The sequence below is a fragment of the Mesorhizobium sp. LNHC209A00 genome, assembly GCF_000502915.1.
Classification (GTDB): domain Bacteria; phylum Pseudomonadota; class Alphaproteobacteria; order Rhizobiales; family Rhizobiaceae; genus Mesorhizobium.
Genome location: NZ_AYWT01000007.1, coordinates 99,705 through 116,398 on the forward strand (window position 1 = coordinate 99,705; position 16,694 = coordinate 116,398).

A 16,694-nucleotide genomic window follows, 5' to 3' on the forward strand; every position below is an offset into this window, starting at 1 on the left:
CCATACCCCCGCGAATACGCCCGGCCTGACGTCTTAACGCAGCCGCTTCGGCCTCGGATCGGACAATTCTCCCGCCAGCCGTCGATCGAGATAATCGGAGCATTCCTCGATCAAGAGATCGGCGTCGTTGGCGAAAAAGTGGTTGGCGCCGGGCAGGGTCTTCTGCGTGATGGTGATGCCCTTCTGCGTATGCAGCTTGTCGACCAGTCCTTGCACATCCTTCGGCGGCGCCACCTTGTCGGCGTCGCCATGAATGATCAGGCCCGAAGACGGGCAGGGCGCCAGGAAGGAAAAATCATAGGTGTTGGGCTGCGGCGCGATCGAGATGAAGCCCTCGATCTCGGGCCGGCGCATCAGGAGCTGCATGCCGATCCACGAACCGAAGGAATAGCCGGCGACCCAGCAGCTCTTGGAATCCGGATGCAGCGACTGCACCCAGTCGAGCGCCGCCGCCGCGTCCGACAACTCTCCGGTACCATGGTCGAACTCGCCCTGGCTGCGGCCGATGCCACGGAAATTGAAGCGCAGCGTGGTGAAATCACGCTTCTGGAACATGTAGAAGAGGTCGTAGACGATCTTGTTGTTCATCGTGCCGCCGAACTGCGGGTGCGGATGCAACACGATGGCAATCGGCGCGCTCTTTTCCCGCGAGGGCTGGTAGCGTCCCTCCAGGCGGCCGGCCGGACCGGTGAAAATGACCTCAGGCATGAAATACTCCACGTGACATACAAGTGCGCGGTGCCGGGAAACTCTTCCTCTGGCCCCGCTTGCACAGACCTTGACGTAGGGCGAGCGTCTTCATAGAAGCTAGTTTAGAACTGTTCAAAACTGGCTGGCCGAAACGCAATCGCCCGGTCGCGCTCGCCGCAAGCCGCGTAAATAGGACGGCTTGCCTTGGAATTTCAAGGAAATAACGCCATACGTCGGCGGAATGGCTTCTGACGGGAAGAACTGGACAAAAATGGCCGCGACACGCGCCTATCTCGACTATAATGCCAGTGCGCCGCTGCTTTCAGCGGCGCGCGAGGCCATGGTCGCGGCGTTTGATGCGGCCAACCCTTCTTCGGTGCATGCCGAGGGGCGCGCCGCGCGCAGGCTTGTCGACAATGCCAGGCGCGACGTGGCGGCACTGGTCAACGGCAAGGCCGAACATGTCGTCTTCACTTCAGGTGCGACCGAGGCCGCCTCGACGCTTCTGACGCCGGACTGGCGGATGGGGCGCGGCGCCATTCGCATGAGCCGGCTCTACGTGTGCGAGGCCGACCATCCGTGCCTGCTGAATGGCGGACGTTTCCCGCCAAGCCAGGTAACGCGGATCGGTGTCGACGCCGATGGCATCCTCAACCTCGACGCCTTGACGTCGGCGCTCGCCGGTCACGACAAGGCCGATGGCTTGCCGTTGGTCGCGATCCACGCCGCCAACAACGAAACCGGCGTTATTCAGCCGATCGATCGCATTGCCGAAATCGTCAAGTCGGCGGGCGGCATTCTTGTCGTCGATGCCGTGCAGGCCGCTGGCCGCGTTTCGGTCGACATGGCGGCTGGATACGCCGACTATGCGATTGTGTCCTCACACAAGATCGGCGGCCCCAAGGGCGCGGGCGCCATCGTTGCCGCGGCCGACCTGATGATGCCGACGCCGCTGATCAATGGCGGCGGCCAGGAAAAAGGCCACCGTGGCGGCACCGAGAACCTGCTTGGCATTGCCGGGTTTGGCGCCGCTGCACGAGAATCCCTGGCCGGACTGAAGGCCATCGGTGCCGTGCGTCAGCGTCGCGACGAGGCCGAAGCCATCCTCAAGACGCTGGTGCCGGACGTGGAAATCTTCGGAACGGGCGCGCCAAGGCTTGCCAACACGACATTCTTCGCTATTCCCGGCATCAAAGCCGAAACCGCCCAGATCGCCTTCGATCTGGCAGGCGTAGCGGTTTCCGCCGGCTCCGCCTGCTCGTCGGGCAAGGTCGGGCCGAGCCATGTGTTGAAAGCCATGGGGCACGGCGACAGCCTTGGCGCCATGCGCGTCTCGGTCGGTGCCGCGACCGGCGCCGAGGACATCGAACTGTTCCGCACCGCGCTGGCAAGCATTGCCGCGCGTCGGGCGGGTAGAGAGAAGGCCGCCTAGCGGGGCATCGGACCGGAAAATCCGATGCTTGAGAAAAAAGGATTTGGGCCCTTTGGCCCGGTCGAGCCGTGCGTTTCATGCTGGCCGGGTGAATTTCCGGTCGAGGCGCACTATATTGAACTTACGCTGCCGCGGATGCTGCTCGGGCGTCCTTTTGGCGGTGCCATAGTTTGAAGACTGTCGGGCCTTGACCCCGGCGTGGATGGAGAACGCATATGCCTGCTGTGCAGGACACGATCGATCGGGTCCGAAAGATCGACGTCGACCAATACAAATACGGATTCCAGACCGAGATCGCCGTCGACAAGGCTCCCAAGGGCCTGAGCGAAGACATCATCCGTTTCATTTCGGCCAAGAAGGACGAACCGTCCTGGATGCTGGAATGGCGCCTCGAAGCCTATCGGCGCTGGCTGACGCTGGAAGAGCCGACCTGGGCGCGCGTCAACTATCCCAAGATCGATTTCCAGGACATCTACTATTACGCGGCGCCCAAGAGCACGCCCGGACCGACTTCGCTCAGCGACGTCGATCCTGAGATCTTGAAGGTGTACGAGAAACTCGGCATTCCATTGAAGGAGCAGGAGATCCTCGCAGGCGTCCAGAAGACCGACGCCTCGGAGTTCGAGGAAGCGAGCGACAATGTCTACAAGTCGGGCCGGGTTGCCGTCGACGCTGTGTTCGATTCCGTGTCCGTCGTCACCACCTTCAAAAAGGAACTGGCACAGGCCGGAGTCATCTTCTGCTCGATCTCCGAAGCCGTCCGCGAGCATCCTGAACTGGTGCGGAAATATCTCGGCTCGGTCGTGCCGACCTCCGACAATTACTACGCCACACTGAATTCGGCCGTGTTCACGGATGGGTCCTTCGTCTTCGTGCCGAAGGGGGTGCGCTGCCCGATGGAGCTATCGACCTATTTCCGCATGAACGAGAAGAACACCGGACAGTTCGAGCGCACGCTGATCATCGCCGAGGAGGGGGCTTACGTCTCCTATCTCGAGGGCTGCACGGCGCCGCAACGCGACGAGAACCAGCTTCATGCGGCGGTGGTCGAACTGGTCGCGCTCGACGATGCCGAAATCAAATATTCGACGGTGCAGAACTGGTACCCCGGCGACGCCGAGGGCAAGGGCGGCATCTACAATTTCGTCACCAAGCGCGGTGACTGCCGTGGCGACCGTTCGAAGATTTCGTGGACGCAGGTCGAGACCGGCTCGGCAATCACCTGGAAGTATCCGAGCTGCATCCTGCGCGGCGACGATTCCTCAGGCGAATTCTATTCGATCGCCGTGTCGAACGGCTACCAGCAGGTCGACAGCGGCACCAAGATGATCCATCTCGGCAAGAACACGTCGAGCCGCATCATCTCCAAGGGCATCGCCGCCGGCTTTTCGCAGAACACCTATCGCGGCCAGGTCTCGGCGCACCGCAAGGCGACCAATGCCCGCAACTTCACCAACTGCGATTCATTGCTGATCGGCGACCAGTGCGGCGCCCACACCGTGCCCTACATGGAAGCCAAGAACTCGACGGCGCAGTTCGAGCACGAAGCGACGACGTCGAAGATTTCCGAGGACCAGAAATTCTACGTCATGCAGCGCGGCATTCCCGAGGAGGAAGCCATTGCGCTGATCGTCAACGGCTTCGTCAAGGACGTCATCCAGCAGCTGCCGATGGAGTTCGCCGTCGAGGCGCAGAAGCTGATCGGCATCTCGCTGGAAGGTTCCGTGGGCTGACGCCCAGATAAATATTCAGGAAACAAAGAATGCTTGAGATCAAGAACCTGCACGCCCGCATCGTCGATGACGGCACCGAGATCATCCGCGGCCTGAACCTGACGGTGAAAGCCGGCGAGGTCGCCGCGATCATGGGCCCGAACGGCTCCGGCAAGTCGACGCTGTCGTACATCCTCGCCGGCCGCGAGGACTATGAGGTGACCGAAGGCGACATCCTCTACAACGGCCAGTCGATCCTCGAAATGGATCCGGCCGAGCGCGCTACATCGGGAATTTTCCTCGCCTTCCAGTATCCGATGGAGATACCGGGCGTCGCGACCATGGAATTTCTCAAGGTGGCCATGAACGAGCAGCGCAAGGCGCGTGGTGAAGAGCCGCTGAAAATCCCGGAATTCCTCAAGCGCGTGAAGGAAGCCGCCGCCTCGCTCAACATGGACATGGCGATGCTGAAGCGGCCGCTCAATGTCGGTTTTTCCGGCGGGGAGAAGAAGCGTGCCGAGATCCTGCAGATGAAGCTTCTGGAGCCGAAACTCTGCGTGCTCGACGAGACCGATTCCGGCCTCGACATCGATGCGCTGAAGATCGTCTCCGACGGCGTCAATGCGCTGCGCGCGCCCGACCGTGCGTTCCTGGTCATCACCCACTACCAGCGCCTGCTCGAGCACATCGTGCCCGACAGCGTGCACGTGCTCTACAAGGGCCAGGTCATCAAGTCGGGCGACAAGTCCCTGGCGCTCGACCTCGAAGCCAATGGCTATGCCGGTGTGATCGGCGAAGCCGCGTGAGATGCCAGGTCATTTTGTGCCAAAAGACGGGGCAAAGCTGATGAATATGCATTCACAACCGCAGCGCACACCGGCCGAGACCGCGTTGATCGACGCGTTCGGCGACAGGCTGTCGCTGTTGCCGGGCGACGGCGCGGTAATGCTGAAGCGCGACGACGCCATCGAAACGATCAAGCACGGCTTGCCGACGAGACGCATCGAATCCTGGCATTATACCGACCTGCGCCGCCTTTTGAGCGCGGTGCCGGAGTTCGACCCGGCCGCGGCGGCGAAAGCGATTGCGCCAATCGTTGAAGGTTCGACGGTTCTGAGCCTGTTGAACGGCGTATCGAGCGCCAAGGCGCCGGTTGTCGAGGGCGTCAGCGTCCAGCGCCTGTCGGAAAAGCTGATTGACGGCAGCATCGCGCCGGGCCTGGATCCCTATGGCAATGACGATGCCATCGGTGCGCTGAACACGGCTTTCGTCGCCGACGGTTACTTCATCGACATCGCCGATGGCGCCGAACTGGAAAAGCCGTTCGAGCTGCAGAATTTGCAGGCCGGCGGCCAGACCCATGTGCGCTTGGCCGTTCGCGCCGGCGCCGGCGCCAAGGCCGTGATCGTCGAGCGTCAGGCGGGCGATGGCGCGGCGCTGGTCAGTTCTGTCAGCCAACTCGTGCTCGGCGAAGGCGCCGAGGTAACGTGGCTGATCGTGCAGGAGCAGCCGGAGACGGCGACGCATCTGGCACAGTTCAAGGCCCATATCGGCAAGAACGCGAAACTGACGCTGTTCGTCATGAACGCCGGCGGCAAGCTTGTGCGCCAGGAGATCATGGTCAGGACGACAGGCGAAGGCGCCGACTTCCAATTGCGCGGCATCAACCTGCTCGCCGGCGACACCCACACCGACGTGACCATGGTGCTCGACCACGCCGTGCCGCACACGACCTCGACGGAGATCGTCCGCAATGTGGTGACCGGCAAGGCGCGTGGCGTCTTCCAGGGCCGCATCAACGTCCATCAATATGCGCAGAAGACCAACGCTAAGATGGCCTGCAACACGCTGTTGCTGTCGGACGACGGCGAGTTCTCGACCAAGCCCGAACTCGAGATTTTCGCCGACGACGTCGTCTGCGGCCACGGCGCGACGGTGACCGAGATCGACCACGACCATCTGTTCTACCTGATGGCGCGCGGTGTCGACGAAAAGAGCGCGCGCGGTCTGCTGGTCAAAGCCTTCGTCGCCGAGGTGATCGAGGAACTGGACGACGAGACGATTGTCGAGGCGCTGGAAGCGAAGCTCGATGAGTGGTTTGTGACGCACGGGTGAAGCTGATGAACGCACCGGGCAAGATTGGAGATTTCTACGACGTCGAGGCGATCCGCCGCGACTTCCCGATCCTGTCGCGGGAAGTCTATGGCAAGCCACTGGTCTATCTAGACAATGGCGCCTCCGCACAAAAGCCGCGGGTAGTGCTCGACACGATCCAGCACGCCTACAGCCAGGAATACGCCAACGTCCACCGCGGCCTGCATTTCCTGTCCAATGCCGCCACCGACGCGTACGAAAAGGCGCGGGAAACGGTGCGCCGTTTCCTCAACGCGCCAAGCACCGATAACATCGTCTTCACCTCCAACACGACGTCGGCCATCAACACCGTCGCCTATGGCTATGGCATGCCCAATATCGCCGAGGGCGATGAGATCGTGCTGTCGATCATGGAGCACCATTCCAACATCGTGCCCTGGCACTTCATCCGCGAGCGGCAGGGCGCCAAGCTGGTCTGGGTGCCGGTTGACGATCTCGGCGTCTTCCATATCGAGGAATTCGAGAAACGGCTGACCAGCCGCACCAAGCTCGTCGCCATCACGCAAATGTCGAACGCGCTGGGCACGGTGACACCGATCAAGGAGATCGTGCGCATCGCGCATGCGCGTGGAATTCCGGTGCTTGTCGACGGCAGCCAGAGCGCGGTGCACATGGCCGTGGACGTCCAGGATCTCGATTGCGATTTCTTCGTCTTCACCGGCCACAAGGTCTATGGTCCCTCGGGCATCGGTGTGCTCTACGGCAAGAAGGATAGTCTCGCCGGCATGCGGCCCTTCATGGGCGGCGGCGAGATGATCGAGGAGGTGACGGAAGACATCGTCACCTACAACGACCCGCCGCATCGCTTCGAGGCCGGCACGCCGCCGATCGTCCAGGCGATCGGGTTGGGCGCCGCGCTCGACTACATGGACTCTGTCGGTCGTGAGCGCATCGCCGCGCATGAGGAAGACCTCAAGACCTACGCCCACGAACGCCTGCGCGCCATCAACTCGCTGCGCATCTTTGGCGACGCACCCGGCAAGGGCGCCATCATCTCCTTCGAACTAAGGGGTATTCATGCTCATGACGTGTCGATGGTGATAGATAGGCAAGGCGTGGCGGTCCGTGCCGGCACCCATTGCGCCCAGCCGCTGTTGAAACGCTTTGGCGTAACCTCCACATGCAGGGCATCGTTCGGCATGTATAATACCAGGGCCGAAGTCGACGCTTTGGCCGAGGCGCTTGAAAAAGCGCGCAAATTCTTCGGATGACGACCATGGATGATGTGAGCACCACCACCGAAGCTACGCCGGAAGCCGCCGGCAACAGCGTCGTTTCCGCCTCGGCCATCCCCGCCGATGAGCTGGCACGGCTGACCGACGACATCGTCTCGGCGCTGAAGACGGTCTACGACCCGGAAATCCCGGCCGATATCTACGAGCTTGGCCTCGTCTACAAGATCGACGTCGAGGACGACCGCTCGGTCAAGATCGACATGACGCTGACCGCGCCCGGCTGCCCTGTGGCCGGCGAAATGCCTGGCTGGGTGGAAAATGCCATCGGCGCCGTCGAGGGCGTCTCCGGCGTCGAGGTCAATATGACCTTCGACCCGCCCTGGACGCCCGACCGCATGTCGGAAGAGGCGCAGGTGGCGGTGGGCTGGTACTAGCGCCGAACCTGGCACACTTGCGCCAGTGGTAAAACTTCACCATTTTAGGTGAGGAATCATTCGGCAGGCCTTGAACCTGCATGGAATGGAGAAGGAAAACATGGGACGCTTTGCCGTCATCACGATGACCGATAAGGCCGCCGACCGGGTGCGCGAGATCGTCGCCACGCGCGAAAACGCGCATGGCATCCGCCTTGGCATCAAGAAGGGCGGCTGCGCCGGCATGGAATATACGGTCGACCTGGTGACCGACCCCAACACCAAGGACGACCATATCGAGCGCGATGGCGCCCATGTCTATGTGGCGCCGGAAGCCGCCCTTTTCCTGTTCGGCACCGAGATGGATTTCGAGCAGACGACGTTGCGCACCGGCTTCACCTTCCACAACCCTAACCAGAGTTCGGCCTGCGGCTGCGGCGAATCCGTCGAACTGAAGCCGGCCGATCTCAAAGCGCTGGCCGAGGCGCGCGCCACGGCCTGAAGCGCGGCCAGCGCACCATTGTATAATTTGCCGGTGTCAGAATTTGATGGCTTTTGAGGCGAATTTCCATGGACAGCCAAATCGTACCACTGGTTTTCGCATCGCTATTAATAATGGCGTTTGCCTATTTCGCATACCACCGTGTTTACCGATACGCTAAGCGTAATCTATTTTTGGACATGAATTTGAGTAACAGAGAGATACGGATGTCTCTTGATTTACATATATTGTGTAAACCTATACCGTTAATATTATGCTCATGTACGTTGCGTTCGAGTTGTGTATTCCAGCCGTTACCGGTTTGTTTGGAATTTACGCGTTCAAGGCAGATAGAATCGATATGGCTGTACTGCTTGGAATTTCAACCATTTTTGGTTTGATAGCCGCTTTTGGCGGGCTCTACAGGATGATCAAAGCGCTCTAGGAACATGATTCTTCTTGTAGTGGAAATCGCTACTCAACCCACATGCCGGTCCGCTTGTGCCAGTCGGCGATCGATTCCTCGGGATAGACCTCGAACACCTTGTCGCTCGGTCCGACATCAGGCTCGACCCAGTTCGCCTTGTATTTCAGCATCAGATGCACCTTCTCCGGCGGCTTGGGCAGGTCGATGTCGATCGCCGACGCGAAGGGATGCACCAGCTCTGGCCAGGTTGGGTCGTAGAGCCAGAGCGCCGACCCGCATTTGCGGCAAAAATTGCGCTCCCCGGTCGAGATCTCGCAGTGGGGATGCTCGTCATCCTCGATCTCGGCGCGATAGACGCCGAGATTGCTCTTGCCTCTGATGTTCAGCGTGTCGTTGACGGCGCCGAGATTGATGGCGAAGCCGCCGCCGCCCTGCTGCTTGCGACAGATCGAGCAGTAGCACAGCATGAATGGCACGGGTGTGTGGCTTTCCACCTCGAAACGCACGGCGCCGCAGCGACAGGACCCCTTGAGCAGCACAGGCATGGCAAAAACTCCGACAGGATAGTCACAACCTGTCAGCATGATTTTGGTTGCGGCGATGACAAGGCCAAATGCCGGTGACATGATCGCGGCATGGACAATGAGCGCATAGCAGAACTGTTCGACGGCCTCGGTCCGGTCAGCATCCGAAAACTATTCGGCGGCAAGGGCATCTATTTCGACGGCGTCATCGTCGCCATCGTGCTGCGCGGCGAATTGCTGCTGAAAGCCGACGAGCAGAGCGCATCGGAGTTCCAAGCCGCGGGCTGCCGGCAATGGACCTACACCGGCTCTCGCCACGGCAAGCTTGTCGCCATGCCCTATTGGAGCATTCCCGACAGCGCTTTCGACGATCCCGACGAAATGACGGTGTGGGCGCGACGCGCCTATGAGGCTGGGCGGCGGGCGGGGAAGTAGGCTCCCGCCAGCGCGAGGCCACCCCCTCATCCGGCCGCTTCGCGGCCACCTTCTCCCCGCCGGGAGAAGAGGTTTGCGTTGAAGCTGCAAGCTCCTCTCCCCTCGGGGAGAGGTCGGATTGCCCCGAATTGCTCCCGGTAATTCGACCTTGGCAAACCGGATGAGGGGGGACTTTCTTGGCAGACCCTACAGCGCCTTGGCGATCTCAGCCGCCAGCCTTGCATTGTTCTCGACCAGCGCGATGTTGGTCTTCAGGCTGCGGCCGCCGGTGAGTTCGAGGATTTTTCCCAGCAGGAACGGCGTCACGGCCTTGCCGGTGACGTTGAGGGCTTCGGCCGCCTTTTGGGCGGCTTCGATGTAGCCCGCCATTTCTTCAGCGGGGATTTCGTGGGATTCCGGCACGGGATTGGCAATCAGCATGCCGCCGCCCGAGCCCAGAGCGAGGCGTGTCCGGTAGAAATGCGCGATATCTTCCGGTCTGTGCAAGGTCAATGGCGCCCGGAACGGTGACTGCCGCGACCAGAAGGCCGGCATCGTCTCGCAGCCATGGCCGACCACGGGCACGCCGCGGGTCTCCAACACTTCCAGCGTCTTTTCGATGTCGAGGATCGCCTTGGCGCCGGCCGAGACGACGATGACCGGTGTACGCGCCAATTCATCGAGGTCGGCCGAGATGTCGAAGCTCTTTTCCGCCCCCTTGTGCACGCCGCCAATGCCGCCGGTGGCGAACACCTTTATCCCGACCATATCAGCGGCGATCATGGTAGCAGCGACGGTGGTGCCACCGGTGCGGCCTTGCGCGACGGCGAAGCCGAGATCGGCGCGCGACAGCTTCATGGCGTCACCGGTCATCGCCAGCGATTCGCGTTCGCCGTCCGAAAGCCCGATCTTGATGCGGCCGTTGACCACCGCGATGGTTGCAGGCACCGCGCCGCCGTCAGAGATGATCTTTTCGACATTGGCCGCCATGGCGCCATTGTCGGGGTAGGGCATGCCATGGGTGATGATGGTACTTTCGAGCGCCACCACCGGGCGCCCGGCGGCCAGGGCCTGCGCCACCGGTACGTGGATATCGATGAAGGGGCGAGCGGTCTCTGGCGTCATTCTCTGATCTCCAATCCGGAGTGCGGCGCATCCATCAGGAAAGCGTGGCTTCGATGCGCGTTATGAATTTGCCGGTCTCATGCCACTTCCCTGGCATCCGGCACAAGGGCCAGCGCTTCCGCGAAGCTCGCCGCGGTGAATTCGGGCACTGCATTGGCGCTTTCGATGGCCAGCGTTGCCGCGGCGACGCCCTCGCGCACGGCCTGGCGCAGTGGCAGGCCGCGCAGCAGTGCTGCGACCGTCGCACCTGCCAGCGCGTCGCCGGCGCCGGTGACATCGGCGACTTTTCTGGGGACAGGCGGCAGGATCGAAAAGGCGCCTGCCTCGTCGAAACCCAGCACAGGGCCGTTACCGGCCGTGACCACGCCGCGGGCAAGGCCGCTGCACCGCAACCCATCGACCATTTCCCGCTCGGCGGCCCCTGCATTGACGCCTGCCAGCACGACGGCCTCTCGCCGGTTCATGAAGAGCTGGGCCAGCCCGCCGAGAACCGGTATCAGCCGCGTTACCTTCGCCGGCGAAATCGCGATGGCGAAAACCGGTTTGCCGGCGGCGAGCGACAGCAGCCGCTCCAGGGCGGCCGACGGCAAATTGGCGTCGCACAGGATGGCATCGGCGGCGGCCACCTCCTGGCGTATCTTGGAACGCCTGATCTGTTTGGGAAAAGCCAGGTCATACAGCGCCATGTCGGCAAAGCCGACGATCAATTCGCCCTCGCGATCGATCAATGCCGTGTAGCTCGGCGTGGTACGGTCGAGGAACACCGCCGAAAGATCAGCGATGCCTGCCTCGGCGATGGCCCGTGAAACCGTATCGGCCGACGCATCGCCGCCCCGCATCGACAACAGGGAGGCCGACACGCCGCGCCGCACCATGCTGCGCAACGCATTGAAGACGCCCCCGCCGACATCCTCGCGCATCGTGCCGGGGTTGGAGGCGGCCGGCACGTAGGGACCGTACACCTGGCCACGCCGGTCGATATGGGCGCCGCCCACGGCTAGTATCTTCGGGGATTTCACCATGGCGGCGATATGACCTTTGTTGTTGCAGCCGCACAAGCGCTAGAGTGCGCGACAGAGCTCCGCATGCGGGTCGGCGATTCGGCCGGGCGATACGATCGAGCCGTCTGGCCCAATGCGCAGCCCGTTCATGCCCGGAATTGCGAGACAAAAAAAGAACAAATCGCAATATCGATTGTTTTTCAGTCGGTTGTCACCCCTTGCCAAATGAGAACAAAAAAGGTACAAAATGGCAGGGATTACGGATTGTCCGGCCTTCATTGACGACCAAGGGGTGATGTATCATGGCTCAGAATTCTTTGCGGCTGGTAGAGGATAAGGCAGTGGACAAATCAAAGGCTCTGGATGCGGCGCTGTCGCAAATCGAGCGGGCTTTCGGCAAGGGCTCGATCATGCGGCTCGGCGCCAACGAGCAGGTCGTCGAGATCGAAACGGTGCCGACCGGCTCGCTCGGTCTCGACATCGCGCTCGGCGTCGGTGGCCTGCCGCGCGGCCGTATCATCGAGATCTATGGGCCGGAAAGCTCGGGTAAGACGACCCTGGCCCTGCACACCGTGGCCGAAGCCCAGAAGAAGGGCGGCATCTGCGCCTTCGTCGATGCCGAACACGCGCTCGATCCGGTCTACGCCCGCAAGCTCGGCGTCGATCTTGAAAACCTGCTGATCTCGCAGCCCGACACCGGCGAGCAGGCGCTGGAGATTTGCGACACGCTGGTGCGTTCCGGCGCCATCGACGTGCTGGTGGTCGATTCGGTGGCGGCGCTGACGCCGCGTGCCGAGATCGAGGGCGAGATGGGCGATTCGCTGCCGGGCCTGCAGGCCCGCCTGATGAGCCAGGCGCTGCGCAAGCTGACCGCCTCGATCTCGCGCTCCAACACCATGGTCATCTTCATCAATCAGATTCGCATGAAGATCGGCGTCATGTTCGGTTCGCCCGAAACCACGACCGGCGGCAACGCACTGAAATTCTACGCTTCGGTTCGCCTCGACATCCGCCGTATCGGCTCGGTCAAGGATCGCGACGAGGTCGTCGGCAACCAGACCCGCGTCAAGGTGGTCAAGAACAAACTGGCGCCGCCCTTCAAGGTGGTCGAGTTCGACATCATGTATGGCGAGGGCGTCTCCAAGACCGGCGAACTGGTCGATCTTGGCGTCAAGGCCGGCGTGGTCGAGAAATCGGGCGCCTGGTTCTCCTACAATTCGCAACGTCTCGGCCAGGGCCGCGAGAATGCGAAACTGTTCCTGCGCGACAATCCCGACACCGCGCGCGAGATCGAGCTGGCGCTCAGGCAGAATGCCGGATTGATCGCCGAAAAATTCCTCGAAAATGGTGGCTCCGAGGGCAATGGCGACGACGGTTTTGAGGACGAAGCCGGCGCGATGTAGGTAACGGCCGGAGTTTGGCCATAAATCCAGCCTATTACCCAATGCTTAAGTAACAGAGTTCTGTAGTAACGCGTTCCAAACCGCCGGCCATCGCGCTGGCGGTTTTCGTTTGGGCGGCCCCGCAAGTGCCAGTGCAAAGCGCGAATTGGCTTAATTCCGTGTTTCTGGACAGGGTCAAGAGCTACGGCTAAAAGGCCAACTCCATCTTCTAGAAAATACAGAGCCATCTCCCGCCGGTCCGGCCGGCGGCTCTCTTGAAAAGGCAGTATCCATGAGTGGCGTCAACGAGATCCGGTCGACCTTTCTCGACTATTTCCGCAAGGAGGGCCACGAGGTCGTGGCCTCGAGCCCGCTCGTGCCGCGCAACGATCCGACATTGATGTTCACCAATGCCGGCATGGTGCAGTTCAAGAACGTCTTCACCGGTTTGGAGAAGCGACCCTATTCGCGTGCCACCACAGCTCAGAAAAGCGTTCGCGCCGGCGGCAAGCACAACGATCTCGACAATGTCGGCTATACCGCGCGCCACCTGACCTTCTTCGAGATGCTGGGCAATTTCTCTTTCGGCGATTACTTCAAGGAGCGTGCCATCGAGCTTGCCTGGAACCTCATCACCAGGGAGTTCGGGCTGAAGAAGGACAAGCTGCTGGTCACCGTCTATCACACGGACGACGAGGCAGCCGGCTTCTGGAAGAAGATCGCTGGTTTCTCCGACGATCGCATCATCCGCATCCCGACCTCCGACAATTTCTGGGCGATGGGCGACACCGGTCCTTGCGGACCATGCTCGGAAATCTTCATCGATCGTGGCGAGCACATCTGGGGTGGGCCTCCCGGCAGTCCCGAGGAAGACGGCGATCGCTTCCTTGAATTCTGGAACCTGGTGTTCATGCAGTACGAGCAGGTGACGAAAGAGGAGCGGGTCGACCTGCCGCGCCCGTCGATCGACACAGGGATGGGCCTGGAGCGCATGGCATCCATCCTGCAAGGGGTGGAGAGCGTCTTCGAGACCGACCTGTTTCGTCATTTGATCGATGCGGCGTCCTCGGCACTTGGGCGCGCGCCCGACGCCGAAACGGTCGCGTCCTACCGCGTCATTGCCGACCATCTGCGCTCGTCCTCCTTCCTGGTCGCCGACGGCGTGCTGCCGTCGAACGAAGGCCGCGGCTATGTGCTGCGCCGCATCATGCGCCGCGCCATGCGCCATGCGCAGTTGCTGGGGGCGAACGAGCCGCTGATGTGCAAGCTGGTGCCGGCGCTGGTGCGCGAGATGGGCCAGGCCTATCCCGAACTGGCACGCGGCGAAACGATGATTGCCGAGACCCTGAAACTCGAGGAGACCCGCTTCCGCAAGACGCTGGTGCGTGGCCTCGGGCTGCTCTCCGAGGCGACGGAGAAGCTCGGCGCCGGCGACATGCTCGATGGCGAAACGGCGTTCAAGCTCTACGACACCTATGGTTTCCCGCTCGACCTGACGCAGGATGCGCTGCGGCAGCGCGGCATCTCGGTCGACCTTGCCGGTTTCACCAATGCGATGGAGCAGCAGAAGGCGGAGGCGCGCAAGCACTGGGCCGGGTCCGGCGAGGCCGCCACCGAGACGGTTTGGTTTTCCGTGCGTGAAAAGACCGGCGCCACCGAATTCCTCGGCTACGAAACCGAGCAGGCGGAAGGCCTCATCGAGGCGCTGGTCAAGGATGGCAAGACCGTCGACAGCGCCGGCAAGGGCGATGCGGTCGCCGTGGTCGTCAACCAGACGCCCTTCTATGGCGAGTCCGGCGGCCAGATGGGTGACACCGGCATGATCTCGGGCGAGGGCTTCTCGATCGAGGTTTCCGACACGCAGAAGAAGGCCGATGGCCTTTTCGTGCATCTCGGCAAGGTGGTCGCAGGCATGGTCAGGGCGGGTGCCGCGGTCGAACTGAAGGTCGATCATGCCAGGCGCTCCAGGCTGCGCGCCAACCACTCCGCGACGCACCTGATCCACGAGGCGTTGCGCGAGGTGCTGGGCACCCATGTCGCGCAGAAGGGCTCGCTGGTCGCACCCGAGCGTCTGCGCTTCGACATCTCGCACAACAAGCCGATCTCCGCGCAGGAGCTGGAAGAGGTCGAGCGCATGGCCAACGAGATCGTCGTGCAGAATGGCCCGGTGACCACGCGCCTGATGTCAGTCGACGACGCCATTGCAGAGGGCGCGATGGCGCTGTTCGGCGAGAAGTATGGCGATGAGGTGCGCGTCGTGTCGATGGGCACGGGCTTGCATGGCGCCAAGGCCAACCGGCCTTATTCGGTCGAGCTCTGCGGCGGCACGCATGTCAGGGCGACCGGCGATATCGGCCTGGTGCGCATCGTCTCGGATGGTGCTGTCGCCGCCGGCGTGCGCCGCATCGAGGCGTTGACCGGCGAAGCCGCGCGCAGGCATCTCGATGAGCAGGACCGACGCCTGAAGACCACGGCGGCGACGCTTAAGATATCGCCCGCGGATGTGCCAGCGCGCGTCGAAGCGCTGCTCGAGGAGCGCAAGAAGCTCGAGAAGGACAGATCGGAAGAGCACACNGTCGGCTTCCTCGGCAAGGCGGTGTCAGGTGTCTCGCCGAAGGACCTGAAACCGTTGGCCGACGCGGGCAAGACTTCGTTGGGCTCTGGCGTCGTCGTGTTCGTTGGCGCCGGCGAGGACAACAAGGCGAGCGTCGTGGTCGCAGTCACCGATGATCTCGTCAGCCGCTTCAGCGCCGTCGACCTTGTTCGCGTGGCCTCCGCCGCATTGGGCGGGCAGGGCGGCGGCGGCCGCCCCGACATGGCCCAGGCCGGCGGCCCGGATGCGTCGAAGGCCGATGATGCGATCGCGGCAGTGAGGGCGGCGCTGGAAGCAGCGTAGCTACCCACGCGTGGGGCTAGGCGAAATCCTTTCTCTTAGGGCAGCGCCGCCCCTCATCTGGCTGCCGCCATCTTCTCCCTGTTGAACGGGGAGAAGGGCGCTTTCGTCGCGGCCTTCGCCAATCGCCCTCGTTGCAGGAGAGCGCCGGCAACGCGACCAGCCTCTTTCTCCCCGTTCACGGAGAGAAAGGCCCGGCAGGGCAATGAGGGGCGGCGCTGACGTGGAGGAAGCTCACCTCGAATTACGCTTTTTCGGTACGCACGAAGCTCAGGCGGCCAGCCATTCGCAAATACAAATCCCAGATGCCTGCAAACTGCGTCAGCAAGTTGTGCCCTTCTGGAACCTTGACGAAGTAGGCGATGATCGGCGCCGCGTGCAGATCGGCAAGCGTCAGCTGGTTGCCGAGCAACCATGGGCCTTGTGCCTTCAGTGACGTCAACACCTTGAGCACCGTCTCGGCTTGCCGAAGGCCATTGGCGATCAAAGCCACGTCCGGCTCCGCCTTCTCCAGCCGCTCGACGGCGACTTCCCATACCATCGCCCTGTAAGCATAGGCGTCGAGCATGCCGATGATCTGGTTCATGGTTGCGCGGGCGCGCGGATCGGTCGGCTGGAGAGCAGGGCCCGCAAAACCCTCGTCGACGTAGCGAGCGATCGCGCTCGCCTCGAACAGGCGGAAATTATCATGCTCGAAGGCCGGGATGCGGCCGAAGGGATGGTGTTTGCCGTACCATGCCGGCGCGCCACCTTCTGCAAAGATGTCGACCGGCACTATGTCGTAGGCAATGCCTTTCTCCTCGAGCGCAAGCCGGACGATGCGTACATAGACGCTGTAGTCCGCGCCGTAGACGACCGGCTTGCCCATTTG

At 62.1% G+C, this 16,694-nt stretch carries 16 protein-coding genes; 11 read left to right on the forward strand and 5 right to left on the reverse strand.

Going from position 1 to position 16,694, the window contains the following annotated elements; translation table 11 throughout:
* Positions 1-33 precede the first annotated feature (33 nt).
* The gene (locus tag X739_RS147375) at positions 34-708 is read right to left on the reverse strand and encodes an alpha/beta hydrolase (RefSeq protein ID WP_015318172.1); all 675 of its coding nucleotides are present in this window, start codon (positions 706-708) and stop codon (positions 34-36) included.
* A gap of 253 nt (positions 709-961) precedes the next feature.
* Between X739_RS147375 and X739_RS147370 the strand changes: the two genes are divergently transcribed.
* From X739_RS147370 to sufA, 8 genes are all read left to right on the forward strand, one after another.
* Positions 962-2,122, forward strand: a complete 1,161-nt coding sequence (locus X739_RS147370; RefSeq protein WP_023795089.1) for a cysteine desulfurase family protein — start codon at positions 962-964, stop codon at positions 2,120-2,122.
* 24 nt (positions 2,123-2,146) lie between these two features.
* Entirely contained in the window at positions 2,147-2,296 is a 150-nt protein-coding gene (locus X739_RS1000000169365) for a hypothetical protein (protein WP_023783858.1), read from the forward strand.
* 41 nt (positions 2,297-2,337) lie between these two features.
* Complete coding sequence (sufB, locus tag X739_RS147365) at positions 2,338-3,855, forward strand: Fe-S cluster assembly protein SufB (RefSeq protein ID WP_023773201.1); 1,518 nt, start codon at positions 2,338-2,340, stop codon at positions 3,853-3,855.
* A 29-nt stretch (positions 3,856-3,884) separates the two neighbouring features.
* Positions 3,885-4,640 (forward strand): Fe-S cluster assembly ATPase SufC, encoded by a 756-nt coding sequence (gene sufC / locus X739_RS147360; RefSeq protein ID WP_023773200.1) that lies wholly within the window; start codon positions 3,885-3,887, stop codon positions 4,638-4,640.
* Between the two features lie 40 nt (positions 4,641-4,680).
* On the forward strand, positions 4,681-5,949 hold the full coding sequence (gene sufD, locus X739_RS147355; RefSeq protein ID WP_023773199.1) for a Fe-S cluster assembly protein SufD: 1,269 nt from the start codon (positions 4,681-4,683) through the stop codon (positions 5,947-5,949).
* 5 nt (positions 5,950-5,954) lie between these two features.
* The gene (locus X739_RS147350; RefSeq protein WP_023795090.1) at positions 5,955-7,199 is read left to right on the forward strand and encodes a cysteine desulfurase; all 1,245 of its coding nucleotides are present in this window, start codon (positions 5,955-5,957) and stop codon (positions 7,197-7,199) included.
* Between the two features lie 5 nt (positions 7,200-7,204).
* On the forward strand, positions 7,205-7,597 hold the full coding sequence (locus tag X739_RS147345; protein WP_023795091.1) for an SUF system Fe-S cluster assembly protein: 393 nt from the start codon (positions 7,205-7,207) through the stop codon (positions 7,595-7,597).
* A 100-nt stretch (positions 7,598-7,697) separates the two neighbouring features.
* A complete protein-coding gene (gene sufA, locus X739_RS147340; protein ID WP_023773196.1) occupies positions 7,698-8,078 on the forward strand; it encodes a Fe-S cluster assembly scaffold SufA in 381 nt (126 codons plus the stop codon).
* A gap of 453 nt (positions 8,079-8,531) precedes the next feature.
* Here the strand turns inward: sufA and X739_RS147335 are convergent, their stop codons facing one another.
* On the reverse strand, positions 8,532-9,029 hold the full coding sequence (locus X739_RS147335) for a GFA family protein (protein ID WP_023773193.1): 498 nt from the start codon (positions 9,027-9,029) through the stop codon (positions 8,532-8,534).
* 90 nt (positions 9,030-9,119) lie between these two features.
* Here X739_RS147335 and X739_RS147330 point away from each other — a divergent pair, with 90 nt between their 5' ends.
* Complete coding sequence (locus X739_RS147330) at positions 9,120-9,443, forward strand: TfoX/Sxy family protein (RefSeq protein WP_023783860.1); 324 nt, start codon at positions 9,120-9,122, stop codon at positions 9,441-9,443.
* Between the two features lie 186 nt (positions 9,444-9,629).
* Here the strand turns inward: X739_RS147330 and X739_RS147325 are convergent, their stop codons facing one another.
* Together X739_RS147325 and X739_RS147320 are read right to left on the reverse strand one after the other, a co-directional pair.
* Positions 9,630-10,547, reverse strand: coding sequence for a pseudouridine-5'-phosphate glycosidase (locus X739_RS147325; RefSeq protein WP_023783861.1), 918 nt, complete (start codon positions 10,545-10,547; stop codon positions 9,630-9,632).
* A gap of 77 nt (positions 10,548-10,624) precedes the next feature.
* Positions 10,625-11,569 (reverse strand): carbohydrate kinase family protein, encoded by a 945-nt coding sequence (locus X739_RS147320; protein ID WP_023783862.1) that lies wholly within the window; start codon positions 11,567-11,569, stop codon positions 10,625-10,627.
* A 281-nt stretch (positions 11,570-11,850) separates the two neighbouring features.
* Here X739_RS147320 and recA point away from each other — a divergent pair, with 281 nt between their 5' ends.
* Both recA and alaS read left to right on the forward strand, forming a co-directional pair.
* Positions 11,851-12,951 carry a recombinase RecA gene (gene recA, locus X739_RS147315; RefSeq protein ID WP_013895892.1) on the forward strand — a complete coding sequence of 367 codons (1,101 nt, stop codon included), beginning with the start codon at positions 11,851-11,853 and terminating at the stop codon, positions 12,949-12,951.
* Between the two features lie 271 nt (positions 12,952-13,222).
* Positions 13,223-15,826, forward strand: a complete 2,604-nt coding sequence (alaS, locus tag X739_RS147310; RefSeq protein ID WP_023795092.1) for an alanine--tRNA ligase — start codon at positions 13,223-13,225, stop codon at positions 15,824-15,826.
* Between the two features lie 241 nt (positions 15,827-16,067).
* On the opposite strand, the gene X739_RS147305 is transcribed toward alaS, so the two are convergent.
* Positions 16,068-16,691: a glutathione S-transferase family protein gene (locus X739_RS147305; RefSeq protein ID WP_023795093.1), complete on the reverse strand. Its 624-nt coding sequence runs from the start codon at positions 16,689-16,691 to the stop codon at positions 16,068-16,070.
* Positions 16,692-16,694: the final 3 nt, after the last annotated feature.

What these genes read in the sequence shown, in the direction of transcription:
- sufA (WP_023773196.1), top strand. Translation starts at nt 7,698, where the DNA reads ATGGGACGCTTTGCCGTCATCACGATGACCGATAAGGCCGCCGACCGG.
- sufB (WP_023773201.1), top strand. Translation starts at nt 2,338, where the DNA reads ATGCCTGCTGTGCAGGACACGATCGATCGGGTCCGAAAGATCGACGTC.
- X739_RS147305 (WP_023795093.1), bottom strand. Translation starts at nt 16,691, where the DNA reads ATGGGCAAGCCGGTCGTCTACGGCGCGGACTACAGCGTCTATGTACGC.
- sufD (WP_023773199.1), top strand. Translation starts at nt 4,681, where the DNA reads ATGAATATGCATTCACAACCGCAGCGCACACCGGCCGAGACCGCGTTG.
- X739_RS147370 (WP_023795089.1), top strand. Translation starts at nt 962, where the DNA reads ATGGCCGCGACACGCGCCTATCTCGACTATAATGCCAGTGCGCCGCTG.
- X739_RS147320 (WP_023783862.1), bottom strand. Translation starts at nt 11,569, where the DNA reads ATGGTGAAATCCCCGAAGATACTAGCCGTGGGCGGCGCCCATATCGAC.
- X739_RS147325 (WP_023783861.1), bottom strand. Translation starts at nt 10,547, where the DNA reads ATGACGCCAGAGACCGCTCGCCCCTTCATCGATATCCACGTACCGGTG.
- X739_RS147330 (WP_023783860.1), top strand. Translation starts at nt 9,120, where the DNA reads ATGGACAATGAGCGCATAGCAGAACTGTTCGACGGCCTCGGTCCGGTC.
- X739_RS147335 (WP_023773193.1), bottom strand. Translation starts at nt 9,029, where the DNA reads ATGCCTGTGCTGCTCAAGGGGTCCTGTCGCTGCGGCGCCGTGCGTTTC.
- X739_RS147375 (WP_015318172.1), bottom strand. Translation starts at nt 708, where the DNA reads ATGCCTGAGGTCATTTTCACCGGTCCGGCCGGCCGCCTGGAGGGACGC.
- sufC (WP_023773200.1), top strand. Translation starts at nt 3,885, where the DNA reads ATGCTTGAGATCAAGAACCTGCACGCCCGCATCGTCGATGACGGCACC.
- X739_RS147345 (WP_023795091.1), top strand. Translation starts at nt 7,205, where the DNA reads ATGGATGATGTGAGCACCACCACCGAAGCTACGCCGGAAGCCGCCGGC.
- X739_RS1000000169365 (WP_023783858.1), top strand. Translation starts at nt 2,147, where the DNA reads ATGCTTGAGAAAAAAGGATTTGGGCCCTTTGGCCCGGTCGAGCCGTGC.
- recA (WP_013895892.1), top strand. Translation starts at nt 11,851, where the DNA reads ATGGCTCAGAATTCTTTGCGGCTGGTAGAGGATAAGGCAGTGGACAAA.
- X739_RS147350 (WP_023795090.1), top strand. Translation starts at nt 5,955, where the DNA reads ATGAACGCACCGGGCAAGATTGGAGATTTCTACGACGTCGAGGCGATC.